At 72.3% G+C, this 16,212-nt stretch carries 16 protein-coding genes; 9 read left to right on the top strand and 7 right to left on the bottom strand.

Annotated elements, in window-relative coordinates:
- The first annotated feature begins 57 nt into the window (after positions 1-57).
- Positions 58-879 (top strand): hypothetical protein, encoded by an 822-nt coding sequence (locus ACIGDI_RS41695; RefSeq protein WP_351805998.1) that lies wholly within the window; start codon positions 58-60, stop codon positions 877-879.
- A 1,029-nt stretch (positions 880-1,908) separates the two neighbouring features.
- Here the strand turns inward: ACIGDI_RS41695 and ACIGDI_RS41690 are convergent.
- Positions 1,909-2,874, bottom strand: a complete 966-nt coding sequence (locus tag ACIGDI_RS41690; protein ID WP_399907868.1) for a pirin family protein — start codon at positions 2,872-2,874, stop codon at positions 1,909-1,911.
- 146 nt (positions 2,875-3,020) lie between these two features.
- Between ACIGDI_RS41690 and ACIGDI_RS41685 the strand changes: the two genes are divergently transcribed.
- The 3 genes from ACIGDI_RS41685 (at position 3,021) to ACIGDI_RS41675 (ending at position 4,369) form a co-directional block, all read left to right on the top strand.
- Positions 3,021-3,512 carry a MarR family winged helix-turn-helix transcriptional regulator gene (locus tag ACIGDI_RS41685; protein WP_399907866.1) on the top strand — a complete coding sequence of 164 codons (492 nt, stop codon included), beginning with the start codon at positions 3,021-3,023 and terminating at the stop codon, positions 3,510-3,512.
- Positions 3,509-3,952 (top strand): MarR family transcriptional regulator, encoded by a 444-nt coding sequence (locus tag ACIGDI_RS41680; RefSeq protein ID WP_399907864.1) that lies wholly within the window; start codon positions 3,509-3,511, stop codon positions 3,950-3,952. The genes ACIGDI_RS41685 and ACIGDI_RS41680 overlap by 4 nt, the downstream gene beginning before the upstream one ends.
- A 69-nt stretch (positions 3,953-4,021) precedes the next feature.
- Complete coding sequence (locus ACIGDI_RS41675; RefSeq protein ID WP_399907862.1) at positions 4,022-4,369, top strand: tetratricopeptide repeat protein; 348 nt, start codon at positions 4,022-4,024, stop codon at positions 4,367-4,369.
- 114 nt (positions 4,370-4,483) lie between these two features.
- On the opposite strand, the gene ACIGDI_RS41670 is transcribed toward ACIGDI_RS41675, so the two are convergent.
- On the bottom strand, positions 4,484-5,932 hold the full coding sequence (locus ACIGDI_RS41670; protein WP_399907860.1) for a PepSY-associated TM helix domain-containing protein: 1,449 nt from the start codon (positions 5,930-5,932) through the stop codon (positions 4,484-4,486).
- A 150-nt stretch (positions 5,933-6,082) separates the two neighbouring features.
- Here ACIGDI_RS41670 and ACIGDI_RS41665 point away from each other — a divergent pair, with 150 nt between their 5' ends.
- Positions 6,083-6,727 carry a peptide deformylase gene (locus ACIGDI_RS41665; protein ID WP_399907858.1) on the top strand — a complete coding sequence of 215 codons (645 nt, stop codon included), beginning with the start codon at positions 6,083-6,085 and terminating at the stop codon, positions 6,725-6,727.
- Positions 6,728-6,752: 25 nt separating this feature from the next.
- Here the strand turns inward: ACIGDI_RS41665 and ACIGDI_RS41660 are convergent, their stop codons facing one another.
- Positions 6,753-8,186, bottom strand: a complete 1,434-nt coding sequence (locus ACIGDI_RS41660) for a dihydrolipoyl dehydrogenase family protein (protein ID WP_399907856.1) — start codon at positions 8,184-8,186, stop codon at positions 6,753-6,755.
- A 123-nt stretch (positions 8,187-8,309) separates the two neighbouring features.
- Here ACIGDI_RS41660 and trxA point away from each other — a divergent pair, with 123 nt between their 5' ends.
- A complete protein-coding gene (gene trxA / locus ACIGDI_RS41655) occupies positions 8,310-8,696 on the top strand; it encodes a thioredoxin (protein WP_399907854.1) in 387 nt (128 codons plus the stop codon).
- Between the two features lie 24 nt (positions 8,697-8,720).
- Here the strand turns inward: trxA and ACIGDI_RS41650 are convergent, their stop codons facing one another.
- Genes ACIGDI_RS41650 through ACIGDI_RS41640 form a run of 3 tightly spaced genes read right to left on the bottom strand, consistent with a single transcriptional unit; the run spans position 8,721 to position 12,413 of the window.
- Positions 8,721-10,157, bottom strand: a complete 1,437-nt coding sequence (locus tag ACIGDI_RS41650) for an aldehyde dehydrogenase family protein (protein ID WP_399907852.1) — start codon at positions 10,155-10,157, stop codon at positions 8,721-8,723.
- Positions 10,158-10,185: 28 nt separating this feature from the next.
- On the bottom strand, positions 10,186-11,364 hold the full coding sequence (locus tag ACIGDI_RS41645) for a 4-hydroxybenzoate 3-monooxygenase (protein WP_399907850.1): 1,179 nt from the start codon (positions 11,362-11,364) through the stop codon (positions 10,186-10,188).
- Positions 11,365-11,381: 17 nt separating this feature from the next.
- A complete protein-coding gene (locus ACIGDI_RS41640) occupies positions 11,382-12,413 on the bottom strand; it encodes a LacI family DNA-binding transcriptional regulator (protein ID WP_399907848.1) in 1,032 nt (343 codons plus the stop codon).
- 172 nt (positions 12,414-12,585) lie between these two features.
- Between ACIGDI_RS41640 and ACIGDI_RS41635 the strand changes: the two genes are divergently transcribed.
- Together ACIGDI_RS41635 and ACIGDI_RS41630 are read left to right on the top strand one after the other, a co-directional pair.
- Positions 12,586-13,257, top strand: a complete 672-nt coding sequence (locus tag ACIGDI_RS41635) for a TetR/AcrR family transcriptional regulator (RefSeq protein ID WP_399907846.1) — start codon at positions 12,586-12,588, stop codon at positions 13,255-13,257.
- 37 nt (positions 13,258-13,294) lie between these two features.
- A complete protein-coding gene (locus ACIGDI_RS41630; RefSeq protein WP_399907844.1) occupies positions 13,295-14,428 on the top strand; it encodes an FAD-dependent oxidoreductase in 1,134 nt (377 codons plus the stop codon).
- A 287-nt stretch (positions 14,429-14,715) separates the two neighbouring features.
- On the opposite strand, the gene ACIGDI_RS41625 is transcribed toward ACIGDI_RS41630, so the two are convergent.
- Positions 14,716-15,396: a TetR/AcrR family transcriptional regulator gene (locus ACIGDI_RS41625; protein WP_399907842.1), complete on the bottom strand. Its 681-nt coding sequence runs from the start codon at positions 15,394-15,396 to the stop codon at positions 14,716-14,718.
- A gap of 100 nt (positions 15,397-15,496) precedes the next feature.
- On the opposite strand from ACIGDI_RS41625, the gene ACIGDI_RS41620 reads away from it, so the two are divergent.
- Entirely contained in the window at positions 15,497-16,060 is a 564-nt protein-coding gene (locus tag ACIGDI_RS41620; RefSeq protein ID WP_399907840.1) for an NAD(P)H-dependent oxidoreductase, read from the top strand.
- The last annotated feature ends 152 nt before the right edge of the window (positions 16,061-16,212 follow it).

The raw sequence follows: 16,212 nt of genomic DNA, 5'->3' as shown, positions 1-16,212 counted from the left end.
CCCCAGTCCGGAACCACAGCGAACACCCCGTTGGCCGACTCTCCGAAGAGGTGACCCGTGAAGACAGCGCGCGCGGCCTGGCGCGGACTCGAGCCCGTGCACGGCATGATCTACTTCGTCCCCGAGGCGAGGCGACGGTACGCCGACCTCGGACTGAGCGGACGCGCAGGCTACTTCACCTCGCGGAGCGCCGCGTTCGGCCGGGCCTCCGCCGAGCTGGTCATCTCGACCTTCTACAACTTCAACCCCGATCTCGTACGGCAGGCACTCGACGGCGCCTGGGACGCGACGACGCCGCAGCAGGTGCTGGACGCCCGGTACGCCGCCGCGGGCGAAGCCCTGCGGCGGGCGGGAATCCACGAACTGCCCGAGCTGGGCGAGGTCCTGGCGCTGAGCCGGCGGGCCGCCGAGGCGGCCTGCGAACACGCGCAGGGCCGCCCGCTCTTCGCCGCGCACGCCGCTCTGCCCTGGCCGGATGAGCCGGTGCTGCGCCTGTGGCACGCCCAGACGCTGCTCCGGGAGTTCCGTGGCGACGGCCATGTCGCGTGCCTGCTGAGCGAGGGCGTCGGAGGCCTGGAAGCCCTCGTGCTGCACGCCGCCACGGGTGAGGTTCCCGTTGACTTCCTCAAGATGAGCCGCGCATGGCCCGAGGAGGAGTGGGCCGGCACCCAGGAGAGCCTTCGTGAGCGGGGCCTCCTCGACGGCGACTCCCTCAGCGCGGAGGGCATCACCCTGCGCCGGCACATCGAGGACCGCACCGACCGTCTGGCCCTTCCCGCCTACGCCGCCCTGGGTGACGCCGACTGTGAGCGTCTCGCCGAACTCGCCGGCTCCTTCGGACGAGCCGTCCTCGAAGCCGGTCTTCTCAAGCTCGGCTGACCCGGCCTTGTCCGCCCGGCACCCTCATGTGACGACCATGTCCGTCCGGTCGTCGTGGGCGTCCTGTGCTTCGGCGAGCACGTTCCAGGTGCCGACGAGGGCGTTGTGGTCGAAGTCCCGTGCGGCGTCCACCTCGAAGCGCATCTTGCAGCAGCGCACTGTCGATCAGACCCATGCGGCCAACCTGCCCCGCAGAGTGGCCATCAGAGCGCCACGAGCATCATTTCAGCGTCAAGACATCCCCCGCAACGCCCACACGGCACATAATGCGCACGCACAAAATCCCAGTTCAGGAGCCCTTCGCGGCCGGTTCGAGGATGGCGACGCACTCCACGTGGTGCGTCATCGGGATCAGGTCATGGCAGAGCTGCAGCCGCCCTCTTGCGGACAGCACTTCGTCCGCAACCTCGCAGCGTTGCCTCATCGGGCGTCTCGTTCGCCAGAGCGCAGCACGGCCAGGCCCCGCTCACCATCCCCTCAGTCCAAGATCCGGGCCAGGCGCGGACTGACTCGGCTCCGCATCAGCCCGCTCCCCTCATTGCCTCAGGTCAGCAAGGGGCCGACCGTGTATCACGCACAGACGAAGAACCTGCTAGTCATTCTCCGGCGCAGCACCTTTTCGGATCGGACACAAGCGGCGCTGCCAACAGGCAGCGATGACATCGGAACCTTGTGGAATCTCCACGAGGCGGCAGTGAGAGTGACGCCGTCCCACCGCAACGCCCGACTCGACCGCCAGCCAGGTCAGCATCAGTCCCGGCACCACCGAACCTGCAAACGCCTACGCAAGCGCCGAAGCTGGAAGAAGAGCTCCTCACCCCAGCCTGACGGGGCATCAGCAAAGTCAGCATCAGGTCAGCAAGAGTCCTGGCACAGCCACCCACAGACAGCCACACTGTGGAATCGCCAACCGCACCAGCCGGAGCCACCCAGCTGTTCAGACGCCCTCCGGCAAGCAGGTGGAAGACAGTGAGAATCACCCGACCGCCTTCCGCCTTGCGCCCACCGATGCTGACGCGTTTCAGCTGGTCAGCGCACTCTCCCCCGTGGCTTCAACGGCAGGGGCGGCAGCTCCGGAGCGGGCAGGGGTGCGCCGTCGTAGCCCTTGACCTCACCGAATCGGGTGCCCTCCATCCAGTCCCGGCGCGCCTGTTCGATCTCTTCCTGGGACCGTCCGATCCAGTTCCAGAACATGATCAGCTCCTCCTCGAACGGCTCACCGCCGAGGAGCATCAGCCCCGCGTCCGACTCGGCGCGCAGCGGGAGTTCGGTGCGGCCGCAGCCGAGGTAGAGCATCGAGCCCGGCAGTACCGGCACACCGTCGACACGGGCCTCGCCGGACATGGACAGCACGGCGTACTCGAAGTCGGGCTCCAGCGGGAGGCGTACGTCCGCACCGCCGGCAAGGGCCAGGTCGGCGCCGACGATGGGGGTGTACGTCGTACCGGGCGAGGTCGCGCCGTCGAGGTCGCCGAGGATCAGGGTGCCCTTCAGGCCCGGGGCCGTGACGACGGGCAGTTCGGCGTGGTGCTCGAAGTGCGGGTCGGTGTGACGGTGGCCGTCGGGGAGGGCCACCCACAGCTGGGCGCCGTGCAGGAAGCGGGCGTGCCCACGGGGGCTCTCCTCGGAGTGGCTGATCGCCCGGCCCGAGGTCATGAGCCCGAGTTCACGGGGACGGATCGTCTGCAGGCTGCCGGTCGAGTCGCGGTGCAGCACCTCGCCCTGGTGCAGCCAGCTCACCGTCTGCAGGCCCATGTGCGGGTGCGGCGGGACCTGCATGCCCGGCTCGTCGGCGATGTCGTCGGGGCCGTAGTGATCGACGAAGCACCAGGCGCCGACCATGCGGCGGCCGAGGTTGGGCAGGAGACGGCGCACTTCGGTCGACTCGCCGAGTTTGACGCGGCGCGGGCTGAGGAGTTCGCGAACGGGCTCCGCCACCACGAAGCCACGGCCGCCGCACAGGGCGGGAACCGCCTCGCGATCAAGATTGCTCATGAAGCCCAACCTAGTCCCGTGAGGGCGGTCCCGTCAGTCCGTCGCCCGGGCGGTACCCGCTCCCCCGGCTCACGGGAAACAGGTGTCCAGCAGGGGATCCCGGAATTTAGTAGCCATGTACATAGTAGCCATGTACGGTATCTGTCATGAGCAGTGGTACGGAGAAGGCGACGCCCGGGTTCCTGGTGTGGCGCCTGTCGATGAAGTGGCGCGTCGCGGTCGACCGGGCGGTGGCCCCGCTCGGGCTCACCCACGCGCAGTACTCCCTGGTGGCCTCGCTGTACGGCATGCAGCGCGGCGGCGAGCGTCCGAGTCAGCGCCGTCTCGCCGACCACACCGGACTGGAGGCGCTCTACGTGTCCAAGCTGGCGCGGGGTCTGGAGTCGGCCGGTCTGCTGGAGCGCACCCGGGACCCTCGCGATCCACGCGCCGTGCAACTGGCCCTCACCGAGCAGGGCCAGGAGGTCACCCGGCGCGCGATCCAGGTCGTGCAGGGGCTGCTGGAGCAGTTGCTGGCGCCGCTCGGCGGCCGCGACGCCCCCCGCGCGAAGGAGTTCACCCGCGACCTGGCCACCCTGCTCGACGCACCTCTTGATCCGTTCAGCGAGTCCCTCCCGAACGAGAAGGAGCAGTCATGACCACCACCGCGCCCGTCGCCGACGCCCGGGCCCTGGGCCTGGCCCACTACGCCGCCCGCGCCGCCCTGGAGAGCGTGCTGATCCGGCACGGCCTCACGTTCCAGCAGCACATCACCCTCAGGTCCGTGGTCGCCGCCGAGGCACCGGTCGAACACGACGTCCTCGTCGCCCAGGTCACCGGCTCGCTCAAGGTGGCCGCCGCCGAGGCGCGGGACGTCGTCGGAGAACTGGTCGGCAAGGGGCTGCTGACCGCCGAGGCGACCCACGTCCGGGCCACCGACGCCGGCCGCGCGCTCCACGCCGAGGTCGGCGCCGGGACCGGCGAGCTCTCGGCCCGGGTCTGGTCCGGGATACCGGCGGAGGACCTCGCCGCCGCCGGCCGCGTCCTGGCCCTGGTGACCGAGCGCGCCAACGCCGAACTCGCGGCAATGGGGGCCTGACGGCCACCTCGACGCCGTACCGGAATAGGCGAAGCCCTTCCTCGGTTGGGCAGACCGAAGGAGGCAGCAGTGGACATGACGTACTACGACCACGGGACACCGGCGGAGCGCTGGGAGCGCGCGCAGATGTTCTTCGACGCCAAGGACTTCGCCGCGGCGGCGCGCGTGCTGGGCGGCCTGGTCGAGGAGGTGCCGGAGCAGACCGGCCCGCGGCTCCTGCTGGCCCGTTCCTACTACCACTCGGCGCAACTCAACCGCGCCGAAGCCGAGTTGCGCGTCCTCGTCGAGCGCGACCCGGTCGAGCACTACGCCCGGCTGATGCTCGGCCGCACGCTGGAGCGCCAGGGGCGGCAGGAGGAGGCCGAGTCGCACCTGCGCATCGCCTCGGCGCTGGCGGGCGACTTCGAGCAGGTCTGAACGAGACCGTACGACGGCACGAGACCGTACGACGGTGATACGGCCGGGCCCGGTTCCGTGCGGGAACCGGGCCCGGCCGTTGTCGTCACCACGTGATCGGCGTGGTGTCGCACGCTACTTGACGGCGGGCGCACCGCCGGGTGTGCGCCGGCCGCGCCGCTGCGCGATGTCGCCGAGCACGACGTCCACCACGACGAAGGCGGCCAGCGGGATGCCGAGCAACGGCACGAAGTAGCCGAGTACGGCGATGACGGCGACGCCAGGGACGAGGATCACCGGGGGTACCTGCTGCCAGGCTCCGCGCGGGACGGGCCGGCCGAAGGCGGAGCCGCGGCCGCGCTGCCACCACATGCGGTAGCCCCAGACGATCAGCAGGACCAGGGCGAGCGCCAGCAGCATCAGGGCGATCTGGTTGACCAGGCCGAACAGGACGCCGGTGTGCAGGTCGATGCCCCACCGGGTCAGTTTGGCCAGCAGCGGGTGATTCGCGAACCGCAGGACGTCGGTGACCTCACCGGTCGTCGGATCGACGGCGACCGCGTCCTGCTTCTCCGGCCAGCTGCGCTGGATCTGCCTGACGACGTACGCGGACTTCTCGTCGGCGGGCGGCACGATCTCCACCGGGTCCGTCAGGCCCTCCGCCCGGGCCGCCGCGAGCACCTTGTCCAGGCCGACACCGTGTTCGCCGGAACCGGTCGTGGCGGAGGCGCCGTGACCGGCGTGCTCGCCGCCGGCCACGGCGGAGACGGACGGGGTGGCCTGGCCGAGCGAGGTGCGCAGTTCGTCGATGTTCGCGCCGGCATACGTCGACCAGGTCAGGCCGGTCGCCGACAGGAAGAGGAACCCTGCGGCGGCCCACACGCCGACCGTGCCGTGCAGCCCCAGAGTGCGGCGCCGGCCACGGGTGCCGCGCACCTTGCGCAGGGCCCGGCGCCGGGAGAACCACAGCAACAGGCCGCCGCCCGCGATCACCCACAGCCAACTTGCGGCGAACTCGCTGTAGAGGCGGCCGTTCTCGCCCAGATGCAGGTCACGGTGGAACTCGTCGATCCAGGTGCGCAGCGGCAGCGCACCGGTCGAGCCGTACTGTTCGAGGGCGCCGCGCACCTCGGCGGTATAGGGGTCGACGAAGACGGCGAGCGTGTGGCCGGGATCGACGCCCTTGACGCCGGACAGCAGCACCCTGGTCGTGGCGTCGGCCTTCGGGGAGGGCCGTACCGCCGACACCGTGCCCTCGGGGTGGACCTTGCGGGCGGCGGCCACCTGCCGGGAGACGGGCAGCTTGGCGTCGCCCACGTCGGCGACGGTCAACTCATGGGCGTAGACGACCTTTTCGGCCTGGAAGGCGCCCGCGTACAGGAAGCCGGTGACGGCTGCGACGAGCAGGAACGGGGCGACGAACACACCGGCGTAGAAGTGCAGGCGCAGCACCAGCGGTCGCAGGGGCGCCCACCGGCCGGGCGATGGTGCCGGAGCGGGGTCGGGCTGGGACACCTCGTCCGATGGGGCTCCCCCCGATCGAGCGGAGCCGAGATTGGGGGAGGGCGAGGGAGCGGTGGACATCGGCGGGCTTCTCCGGGGCGGTGGGGACGGGACGGTGTGGCTGTAGTGGTCCAGTAGTCGGAGGGAGGGAGCCCTGAGTTCCCGCAGGGGCAAGTGGCGTGCGCCACACGGCGAGAGGCGGGTCCGGGGGCGTCGTGCGATGCTTGCCGAATGGCAACTCCCCGTGGTCACGCGTCTCTTGCCGAGCAGGTCGAGGAACTCCTCGCCGCCGACGGCCCGCTGCCGATCGTCGCGGCCGGTGATCCGGTGCTGCGGCGCGGCACCGAACGCTTCGACGGCCAGCTCGATCCCGCGCTGCTCGCCCGCTTCGTCGAGGCACTGCGCGTCACCATGCACGCGGCACCCGGCGTGGGCCTGGCGGCGCCGCAGGTCGGCGTGGGTCTGCGGATCGCGGTGATCGAGGACCCGGCGCCGGTGCCGGAGGAGATCCGCGTGGCCCGGGGCCGGGAGCGACAGCCGTTCCGGGTGCTGGTGAATCCCTCGTACGAGCCCGTCGGGCCCGCCCGGGCCGCCTTCTTCGAGGGCTGCCTGAGCGTGCCGGGCTGGCAGGCCGTGGTGGCGCGGCCCGCGCAGGTGCGGCTGTCGGGCGAGGACGAGTACGGGCGCCCGGTGGACGAGGTGTTCAGCGGGTGGCCGGCCCGGATCGTGCAGCACGAGACCGATCACCTCGACGGGATGCTCTACCTCGACCGGGCGGAGCCGCGCTCGCTGTCGTCGAACGAGGCGATGGCGCGGCTGTGGACGCAGCCCACACCCGAGGAGGCGGCGAGGGCACTCGGCTTCCGGCTGCCGTGACCTGCCAAGTGCCCTGCCGCTGACGTCAGTTGTCCCGGTACGCCTCCAGCAGCCGCAGCCACACCTCGCTGATCGTCGGGAACGACGGAACCGCGTGCCACAGGCGGCTGATGGGCACCTGGCCGGCGACCGCGATCGTCGCCGAGTGGATGAGTTCGCCGACGCCGGGCCCGACGAAGGTCACGCCGCGCAGGATCTCCTCCTCGAGGTCGACGACCATACGGGCGCGGCCCTTGTAGCCGTCGGCGTACAGGCCCGCGCCGGCGGCCGACGACATCTCGACGTCAACGGCGCGCACGCGGTGGCCGGCCTGTTCCGCCTCGGCCAGGGAGAGGCCGACGGCCGCGGCTTCCGGATCGGTGAAGACGACCTGGGGGACGGCGTCGTGGTCGGCGGTGGCGGCGTGGGCGCCCCAGGGGTCCGACTCCAGGATGGGGACTCCGGAGGCCCGCGCGGCGATGGCGGCACCGGCGATGCGCGCCTGGTACTTGCCCTGGTGGGTGAGGAGCGCGCGGTGGTTGACGTCGCCGACGGCGTAGAGCCAGTCGCTGCCGGTGACGCGCAGGCTGTCGTCGACCGGGAGCCAGCCGCCGGGCTCCAGGCCGACGGTGTCCAGGCCGATGTCGGCGGTGCGCGGCCTGCGGCCGGTGGCGAAGAGGATCTCGTCGGCCTCGATGCGGTCGCCGGCGTCGGTCACGACCACGACCGTGCCGTTCTCGCGGGTCACCGACTCCACCGACGTGCCGGTGCGGACGTCCGCGCCGGCCTCGGTGAGGGCTTCGGCGACGAGTTCCCCGGCGAACGGCTCCATGCGGTTGAGCAGGCCCTTGCCCCGGACGAGGACGGTGACCTGCGAGCCGAGGGCCTGCCAGGCGGTGGCCATCTCGGTGGCGACCACTCCCCCGCCGACGACCACGAGACGGCCGGGCACCTCCTGCGCGCTGGTGGCGTCGCGGCTGGTCCACGGCTTGACGTCGGCGAGGCCCGGCAGGTCGGGCAGGACGGCGTCGGTGCCGGTGCAGACGGCGACGGCGTGCCGGGCGGTGAGCACCTTCCGGGTGCCGTCGGAGGCGGTGACGGTCACCGTGCGCGGGCCGGTCAGCCGTCCGTGGCCCCGGTGCAGGTCGGCGCCGATGCCGTCCAGCCACCCGGCCGCGCCGTCGTCGTGCCAGTCGGAGGTGTAGTAGTTGCGGTGCGCGAGGACCGCGGCGGCGTCCAGGGGGCCCTGCACCGACTGGCGCAGGCCGGGTACGCGCCGCGCGTCCGCGCGGGCGATCACCGGGCGCAGCAGCGCCTTGCTGGGGATGCAGGCCCAGTACGAGCATTCGCCGCCGACCAGTTCGCTCTCGACGACCGCGGTGGACAGGCCGGCCGCGCGGGTGCGGTCGGCGACGTTCTCCCCCACCGGGCCGGCCCCGAGCACCACGACGTCGTACGCGAAGGTTTCCGTTTCCGTCATGGGGTCAGTCTGGTGGGTGGTGTGCGTTGAGACCACACGGGTAGGGGCTCGCGGAATAGCTGACCGCCCGGCCGTGTTTGTGCCGACGGCTACGCCCCGACAGCAGGAAGAGGGATTCAGGTCATGAGCAGCACCGTGGAGCTCACCAAGGAGAACTTCGACCAGACGGTCACGGACAACGAATTCGTCCTGATCGACTTCTGGGCGTCCTGGTGCGGGCCGTGCCGTCAGTTCGCGCCGGTCTACGAGAAGGCGGCCGAGGAGAACCCGGACCTGGTGTTCGGAAAGATCGACACGGAGGCGCAGCCGGAGCTGGCCGCGGCCTTCGGCATCCAGTCGATCCCTACGCTGATGATCGTCCGCGACCAGGTGGCGGTGTTCGCGCAGCCGGGCGCGCTGCCCGAGGCCGCCCTGGCGGACGTCATCGGACAGGCGCGCAAGCTGGACATGGACGAGGTCCGCAAGTCGGTCGCCGAACAGCAGGCGCAGGCCGAGCAGAACGGCCAGTAGCGGCCCGCCTCCGCAAGGGGGCGGCTAGAACGGGTACGGCGCCACGTCTCCGCGTACCGTCGTCCAGCGCACGTCGGTGAAGGCCTCCAGGTTGGCCTCGCCGCCGAAGCGGGCACCGGTGCCGGAGGCGGCGACGCCACCGAAGGGTGCCACGGCCTCGTCGTTGACCGTCTGGTCGTTGATGTGGACGATGCCGGTCGGGATCCGCTCGGCGAGGTCCAGGCCGCGCGCCGTGTCGCGGGTGACGATGCCCAGGGACAGCCCGTACTCGCCCGCCGCGGCCAGTGCGGCCGCCTCGTCGGCGGTGGCGAAGGACCGGACGGGCGCGACCGGGCCGAAGACCTCCTCGGCGTACGCGGGGGTGCTGTCGTCGACGCCCGCGAGGACCGTCGGCCGGTAGAACAGCCGCTCGTGCGTGCCGCCCGCGGCCAGCTTGGCGCCGTGCGAGGTGCTGGCCTCGACCAGGCCGTGGATCTTCGTGAGCTGGTGGTCGTCGATGATCGGGCCGAGGTGGACCTGTTCGCGGTGCGGGTCGCCGACGGCGAGGGAGTCGGCCTTGGCGGCGAGACGCTCCACGTACTCCTCGTACAGCGACCGGTGGACGAGATGACGGCCGGTCGTCATGCAGATCTGGCCCTGGTGGAAGAACGAGCCCCAGGCGGCCGTGGAGATCACCGCGTCGATGTCGGCGTCCTCCAGGACGACCAGGGCGGAGTTGCCGCCCAGTTCCAGGTGGACGCGCTTGAGGTGGCGTCCGGCGGCCTCCCCGACGGCGCGGCCCGCGGCGGTGGAGCCGGTGAAGGAGATGACCGGCACCTTCGGGTCGGCGACGAGTGCCTGGCCGACGTCGGGGCCGCCGGGCAGCACGTGCAGCAGTCCCTCGGGCAGGCCCGCCTCCGCGAAGACCGCGGCCAGGGACAGCCCGCCGCACACGGCGGTCCGCGGGTCCGGCTTGAGCAGGACCGCGTTGCCGAGCGCGAGGGCGGGGGCGACCGAGCGGATGGACAGGATCAGCGGCGCGTTGAACGGGGAGATCACACCGACGACGCCCACCGGGACGCGGCGGGTGTACGACAGTCGGGGTGCCTCGCTGGGCAGGATCTGTCCGGCCGGGCGGGAGGCGAGTGCGGCGGCCTCGTAGCACTCCTGGGCGGCGACGTGCAGTTCGAAGTCGGCCTTGCCGGCGATCGAGCCGGACTCGCGGACGAGCCACTCGCGCAGTTCGTCGGCGTGCGCCGCGAACAGGTCGCCGGCCTTGCGCAGGACGCCCGCGCGGACGAAGTGCGGGACGCGGGCCCACTCGGCCTGGGCGGCGCGGGCGGCATCGGCGGCCGTTCCGACGTCCTCGGCGGCGGCCAGGGTGACGGTGGCCAGCGTGTCCCCGGTGGCGGGCTCCGTGACGGCGTACTCCGGTCCCGACAGCGGGCGGGCTTGCCAGGTTTTCGGGTCGAGCAGCGGCATGACGGCTCTCCGTTTCGTCACCGGGGGCTCAGATCATGAGCGGAAGTCCCGTGTAGTTGGCGGCCAGTTCGGCCGCCGCGTGGCGGGAAGCGGTGATCCGGCGCAACCGTGCGAGCTGCAGCCGGGTCTCGAACGCGTCCCCATCTGGTTGAGCATGCAACATCTTAGTCATCTCGTACGAGAATCGCGTGGCCTGCCACACGCGAGAGAGGCACACCCGCGAATAGTCGTCGAGGAGTTGCTCGGAGCCGCTGCGGTGCAGTTCGGCGAAAGCGCGGGCCAGGACGCGGACGTCGGAGACGGCCAGGTTGAGGCCCTTGGCGCCGGTGGGCGGGACGATGTGGGCGGCGTCGCCGGCCAGCAGCAGGCGGCCGTGGCGCATCGGCTCGTGGACGTAGCTGCGCATCGGCGTCACCGACTTGGCGGTGATGGGGCCGCGGCGCAGGGTCCAGTCGGCGTCGACGGCGAAGCGGGCGGCGAGTTCGTCCCAGACGCGGTCGTCCGGCCAGTCGCCGGGATCGGTGTCGTTGGGGACCTGGAGGTAGAGCCGGGAGACCCGCGTCGAGCGCATGCTGTGCAGGGCGAAGCCGTTCTCCCCACGCGCGTACACGAGCTCCTCGCAGGACGGGGCCACGTCGGCGAGGATCCCGAGCCAGGAGTACGGGTAGTCGTGCGCGTGCGCCCGGCCGGCGGCGGCCGGGACCGCCTCGCGGGAGATGCCGTGGAAGCCGTCGCAGCCCGCCACCCAGTCGCAGGTGAGGGTCTGCTCCCGGCCCTCGTGCAGGAACCGGACGACGGGCGTGTCGCTGTCCGGCTTCTCGATCGCCAGCGCCTCCGCCTCGAACAGCAGCGGCGGCCCGTCGGCCAGTTGGAGGGCGACGAGGTCCTTCACGATCTCGGTCTGGGCGTAGATGGTGACGGTGCGGCCGCCGGTGAGCGTGGGGAAGTCGATGTGGTGGCGTTCGCGGTCGAAGCGCAGCTCGATGCCCTGGTGGACCAGCCCCTCGACGTTCAGGCGGTCGGCCGCCCCCGCCTCGCGCAGGGCGTCGACCGTGCCCTGCTCCAGCATTCCGGCGCGCTGGCGGTGCTCGACGTACTCCCGCGTCCTGGCCTCCAGGACGACGCAGTCGATGCCGGTGCGGTGCAGCAGCCGGGCGAGGAGCAGTCCGGCGGGGCCCGCGCCGATGATGCCGACCGTCGTGCGCATGCGCGCCTCCCGTGGTGTCAGCTGGAGTCGCGGTGGACCACCGTGGCGCCCAGCACCTTGTGCGTCTCGGGCGCGGCCGCGGGGTCGCGGACCGCGCGGTCGACCAGTTCGGCGAGGTCGCGGCCGGACGGCAGCTCGATGTGGACCGTGCTCAGCCGCGGCCTGAGCAGCCGACCGAGCATGAGGTCGTCGGCGCCGATGACGGCCACCTCCTCCGGAACTCGCACGCCCTCGTCCTGCAGAGCGCGCATCAGCAGCATCGCGTACTCGTCGTTGTACGCGAACACGGCGTCCAGGTCGAGATCGCGCCAGCGTGCGGCGAGCCGCGCGGCCGAGTCCTCCTCGTAGGCGAGGGGCAGCTCGGTGAGGGTCGCGGTGGTGCCGTGCAGGGCACCGCGCACGCCCTTGAGGCGGGGCAGCGAGAAGGACTCCAGCCCGTGCTCCCGGGGCACGACCACCCCGATGCGGCGCCGGCCGCGGTCATGGAGGTGGCTGCCCGCGCAGTGTCCGACGGCCTCGTGGTCCATCAGCAGGGCGTGGGCGCCGTCGACGGGTCCGGGACCGAGGGTGACCACGGCCCGGGCGCCGGAGCCCTTGAGTACCTCCACGCCCTGCGGACCCAGACCCGAACCAGGCACCAGCACGGCCACGGGCCGCAGTTCGGCCCAGGCGCGGACGGCCTCGTCGCCGTGCAGACCGACGGAACCGAACTGCACGACCGTGTAGTCGAGGCGGCCGAGCGCCCACTGCAGCTCGCTGATGAACCGGCTGTAGAGCGGGCCGACCGGGAAGTCGGGGGCGGGCATCAGAACGAGCCGGCTGTGCCCGGCGCGCAGACTGCGGGCGGCGGCGTGGGGGACGTATCCGAGTTCCTTGGCGGCCTCGTGGACGCGACGCCGCGTGGGCTCGCTGATGCGGACGGAGCTGGTGTTGTTGAGCACGTAGGAGACGGTCGCGCGCGAGACTCCGGCCAGGCGGGCCACATCGGCGCTCGTCGGCACGGGCCGTGCCGGGGACGAGGGCCCGGGCGTTTTCGGTATCTGCACCATGACGTACGGCATCTTCGCAGAACCTGACGCCCGTGTTCCGGGTGAGGGAACTTCGCAATCAAGTCGGTAGAGAGCGGGTTCGAGCGGGTCGCCGGAGAGCGATTTCGCGCCACTTTACGAACATGTTCGTCACGAACTTGTTCGCAACGAACATGTTCGTTACGGTGGAGCCATGACAGACCGATCCGACACCTCGCGCAGCCGCCGGGAGCGCCCGGCCAAGCCCGCTCTGACCAGGGAGGGCATCGTGACCGCCGCCGTCGCGATCCTGCGGGCCGAGGGGTTGCCGAAGGTGACCATGCGGCGCCTGGCGCAGGAGCTCGACACCGGCCCCGCCTCGCTGTACGTCTACGTCCGCAACACCGCGGAGCTGCACGCGGCCGTCCTGGACGAGCTGCTCGGCACCGTCGGGCGGGCTCCGGCCGAGGGCGACTGGCGGGAGCGTCTGGAGCGGGTGCTGGACTCGTACACCGAGATGCTCTTCGCACATCCGAGCCTGGCCCGTTCCGCGCTGAGCGCCCGCCCGAGCGGCCCGCACTACCTGAACCTGATCGAGACGCTGCTGGCCCTGCTGGACGAGGGCGGTGTCCCGCCCGCGCAGGCCGCGTGGGGTGTGGACCTGCTGCTGCAACACGCGACGGCGTCCGCCGCGGAGCACGTCGAGACGGCCTCCGAGGAGGACTGGGACGCCTTGCGCGGCGCCCTGCGCGACCTCCCGGAGCGTACGCATCCGCGCATCGCCGCCCTGGGCGACGCGCTCTTGTCCGGGACGCCCGAGGCCCGCCTGGCCTGGGGGCGGCGGACGCTGATCGCCGGTATCGAGCGCACCGCCGTACCCGACTGACCCTTCTGCCGCACCGACCCACCCCAAGGAGCACGCCATGACCACACACCACCCCATCGCCGTCGTCGGCGCCGGACTCGGCGGCCTCGCCCTCGCCCGTGTGCTGCACGTGCACGGCATCGAGGCCGCCCTCTACGACCTCGACGCCTCCCCCACCGCCCGCGTCCAGGGCGGCATGCTCGACATCCACGACGACACGGGACAGCAGGCGCTGCGCGCCGCGCGGCTGTACGAGGAGTTCCTGGCCCTCGTCCATCAGGGCGGGCAGGCCGTACGGGTCCTCGACAAGGACGCGACGGTCGTCCTGGACCAGCCGGACGACGACGCCGGGGGCCGTCCAGAGATCGACCGCGGCGACCTGCGCGACCTGCTCCTCGGCTCACTGCCCGAGGGCACCGTCCGCTGGGGCGCCAAGGTCACCGGCGCGCGGCCCCTCGGCGACGGCCGGCACGAGGTGGCGCTCGCCGACGGCACGGTCTTCACCACGGACCTGCTGGTCGGCGCCGACGGGGCCTGGTCACGGGTGCGCCCGCTCGTGTCCGACGCCCGGCCCGCCTACACCAGCGTGTCGTTCGTCGAGGCGGATCTGCACGACGCGGATCTGCGTCACCCGGTGAGCGCCGAGGTGGTCGGCGGCGGAATGCTGTTCGCCCTCGGGGAGGGCCGCGGCTTCCTCGCCCACCGGGAGACCGACGGCAGCCTGCACGTCTACGCCGCGCTGGAAAGCGCCGAGGAGTGGCTCGACGGCGTCGACTTCACCGACACCGAGGCGGCCAAGGCCAGGGTCCTGGAGCACTTCGCCGACTGGGACAAGAGCTTGCAGGCCCTGGTCGCCGACGCGGACGGCGCCCTCGTCCCGCGGCGCATCCACGCCCTGCCGGTCGGGCACCGCTGGCAGCGCGTCCCGGGCGTGACCCTGCTGGGCGACGCCGCGCACCTGATGTCCCCGTTCGCCGGCGAGGGCGCCAACCTCGCACTCCTCGACGGCGCCGAACTGGGACTGGCCCTCGCCGCGCACCCGGCCGACACCGAGGCCGCGCTGGCCGCCTACGAGGAGAAGCTGTTCCCGCGCAGCGAGCGGTCCGCGGCCGAGTCGGCGCAACAGGGCGACGCACTCTTCCGCGCCGACGCCCCGCAACGACTGCGGAACCTGTTCACCGCGCACGGCTGAGGGGGCTCGGGGGGGCGGCTCGGTGCCACGCCGAGGGGGCTCGGCGGGGCGGCCCGGTCCCCACGACCGAGGGAGCCCAGCGGCGCGGCTCAGCCCTCACGCCGAGCGGCCCGGCAGGGCGGCTCGGTGACCACGCCGAGTGGGCCCGGGGGGCGGGCCCCATCCCCACGATCGAGGAAGCCCAGCAGAGCGGCACGGTCCCCACGACCAGCGGGCCCAGCGGGGCGGCTCGGCCCCCACGGCCGAAGAGGCCCAACAGCACGCCTCGGCGCCCACGCCGAGCGGGCTCAGCAGGGTGGCTCGGTGCCTGTCACGCGGGCGACGAGGTCCACCCAGCCCCGCTCCAGTCGTTCCAGGGGAATCCCGCGCTGGCTGGTCAGGTGGTGGATCAGCGCGGGGTCGAGGTACCCCAGCAGCGCCTGGGCGAGCAGTTCGCAGTCGGCGTCCGGCACGATCTGCCGCAGCAGGACCATGACGTGCGTGGTGAGCGCCCGGGTCGAGGGGTGCGCGTACCGGCGGGCCGGCTCGGGCTGTGCGGCCAGCTGGAGATCGAGCTGCTCGGCCGAGCGGTACAGCAGCGCCACGCCGAACGCCCGCAACCGCTCCAGGGGCGGTGCGCCGGGTCCCAGCGGCGGCGGACCGCCGAGGAAGTCGGCCTGCAGCTTCCTCGCGGAGTGGTCCAGCAGGGCCATCAGCAGACCCGTGCGGTCGCCGAAGCGACGGAAGACGGTCCCCTTGCCGACCTTGGCCGCCGCGGCCACCGCCTCCATCGTGACCCCGGCCGCGCCGTGCTCGGCGATCAGGCGGGAGGCCGCCTCCAGCAGCGCGGCTCGGTTGCGGGCGGCGTCGGCACGCAGGCAGGGCTCGTCCCCGACGGATCCGAGCTGCAAGAACTCGGCCTCGCCGGCGGGTTCCTGAGAAGCCGGGAAGGGCGGCACGGAGGCGGACATGAAGACAGCGTAAAGCATCGGGAACAAAACTGGACCGTGGTCCGGTTAAGGTGCTAGAAATCAAACGGACCTCGGTCCGGATTGTGACGGCAGTGTTTCAGCATTCTTTGGAGTTCGCATGTCTGTTCGTATCCTCGCGCTCGTCGGCAGCCTTCGCGCCGGTTCGACCAACCGCCAGCTCGCCGAGGCGGCCGTCAAGTTCGCGCCCGAGGGCGCGGAGGTCGTGATCTTCGAGGGCCTGTCCGAGATCCCGTTCTACAACGAGGACATCGACGTCGAGGGCAGCGTCCCGGCCGCCGCGGCCGAGCTGCGCGCCGCCGCCCAGGCCTCCGACGCGTTCCTGCTCTTCTCCCCCGAGTACAACGGCACCATTCCGGCCGTCCTGAAGAACGCCATCGACTGGCTGTCCCGCCCCTACGGCGCCGGCGCCTTCGGCGGCAAGCCGGTGGCCGTGGTCGGCACCGCCTTCGGCCAGTACGGCGGCGTGTGGGCGCAGGACGAGGCCCGCAAGGCCGTGGGCATCGCCGGCGGCAAGGTCATCGAGGACCTCAAGCTGTCCATCCCCGGCTCGCTGACCCGCTTCGCCGAGACCCACCCGGCCGACGACGCCGAGGTCGCCGCGCAGCTGACCGAGGTCGTCGCCCGCCTGCACGGTCACGCGGGCGAGGCCGTCGCGGCCTGACACCGGGCCGCACGACCGGCAGGGGCCGGGCCCCCGGGGGGGCCCCCCCCCGGGGGGGCCCCCCCCCCCCCCCCCCCCCGCCGGCCCGCGGGGGGGGGGCAAAACGCCCGCCCGCCCCCCCCCCCCCACACGGCCCCCCCCGCGGGGGCCCC

This window comes from Streptomyces sp. NPDC085900 (genome assembly GCF_044540925.1).
GTDB lineage: Bacteria > Actinomycetota > Actinomycetes > Streptomycetales > Streptomycetaceae > Streptomyces > Streptomyces gilvifuscus.
The sequence above is the reverse complement of the archived record's forward strand: the minus strand, read 5'-3'. Positions and strand labels throughout refer to the sequence as shown.

Excerpts from the sequence above, each read along its gene's own strand:
- ACIGDI_RS41680 (WP_399907864.1), top strand. The coding sequence starts at position 3,509 with ATGACCACCACCGCGCCCGTCGCCGACGCCCGGGCCCTGGGCCTGGCC.
- ACIGDI_RS41670 (WP_399907860.1), bottom strand. The coding sequence starts at position 5,932 with ATGTCCACCGCTCCCTCGCCCTCCCCCAATCTCGGCTCCGCTCGATCG.
- ACIGDI_RS41690 (WP_399907868.1), bottom strand. The coding sequence starts at position 2,874 with ATGAGCAATCTTGATCGCGAGGCGGTTCCCGCCCTGTGCGGCGGCCGT.
- ACIGDI_RS41630 (WP_399907844.1), top strand. The coding sequence starts at position 13,295 with ATGACCACACACCACCCCATCGCCGTCGTCGGCGCCGGACTCGGCGGC.
- trxA (WP_399907854.1), top strand. The coding sequence starts at position 8,310 with ATGAGCAGCACCGTGGAGCTCACCAAGGAGAACTTCGACCAGACGGTC.
- ACIGDI_RS41685 (WP_399907866.1), top strand. The coding sequence starts at position 3,021 with ATGAGCAGTGGTACGGAGAAGGCGACGCCCGGGTTCCTGGTGTGGCGC.
- ACIGDI_RS41625 (WP_399907842.1), bottom strand. The coding sequence starts at position 15,396 with ATGCTTTACGCTGTCTTCATGTCCGCCTCCGTGCCGCCCTTCCCGGCT.
- ACIGDI_RS41620 (WP_399907840.1), top strand. The coding sequence starts at position 15,497 with ATGTCTGTTCGTATCCTCGCGCTCGTCGGCAGCCTTCGCGCCGGTTCG.
- ACIGDI_RS41665 (WP_399907858.1), top strand. The coding sequence starts at position 6,083 with ATGGCAACTCCCCGTGGTCACGCGTCTCTTGCCGAGCAGGTCGAGGAA.
- ACIGDI_RS41645 (WP_399907850.1), bottom strand. The coding sequence starts at position 11,364 with ATGCGCACGACGGTCGGCATCATCGGCGCGGGCCCCGCCGGACTGCTC.
- ACIGDI_RS41640 (WP_399907848.1), bottom strand. The coding sequence starts at position 12,413 with ATGGTGCAGATACCGAAAACGCCCGGGCCCTCGTCCCCGGCACGGCCC.
- ACIGDI_RS41635 (WP_399907846.1), top strand. The coding sequence starts at position 12,586 with ATGACAGACCGATCCGACACCTCGCGCAGCCGCCGGGAGCGCCCGGCC.
- ACIGDI_RS41650 (WP_399907852.1), bottom strand. The coding sequence starts at position 10,157 with ATGCCGCTGCTCGACCCGAAAACCTGGCAAGCCCGCCCGCTGTCGGGA.
- ACIGDI_RS41660 (WP_399907856.1), bottom strand. The coding sequence starts at position 8,186 with ATGACGGAAACGGAAACCTTCGCGTACGACGTCGTGGTGCTCGGGGCC.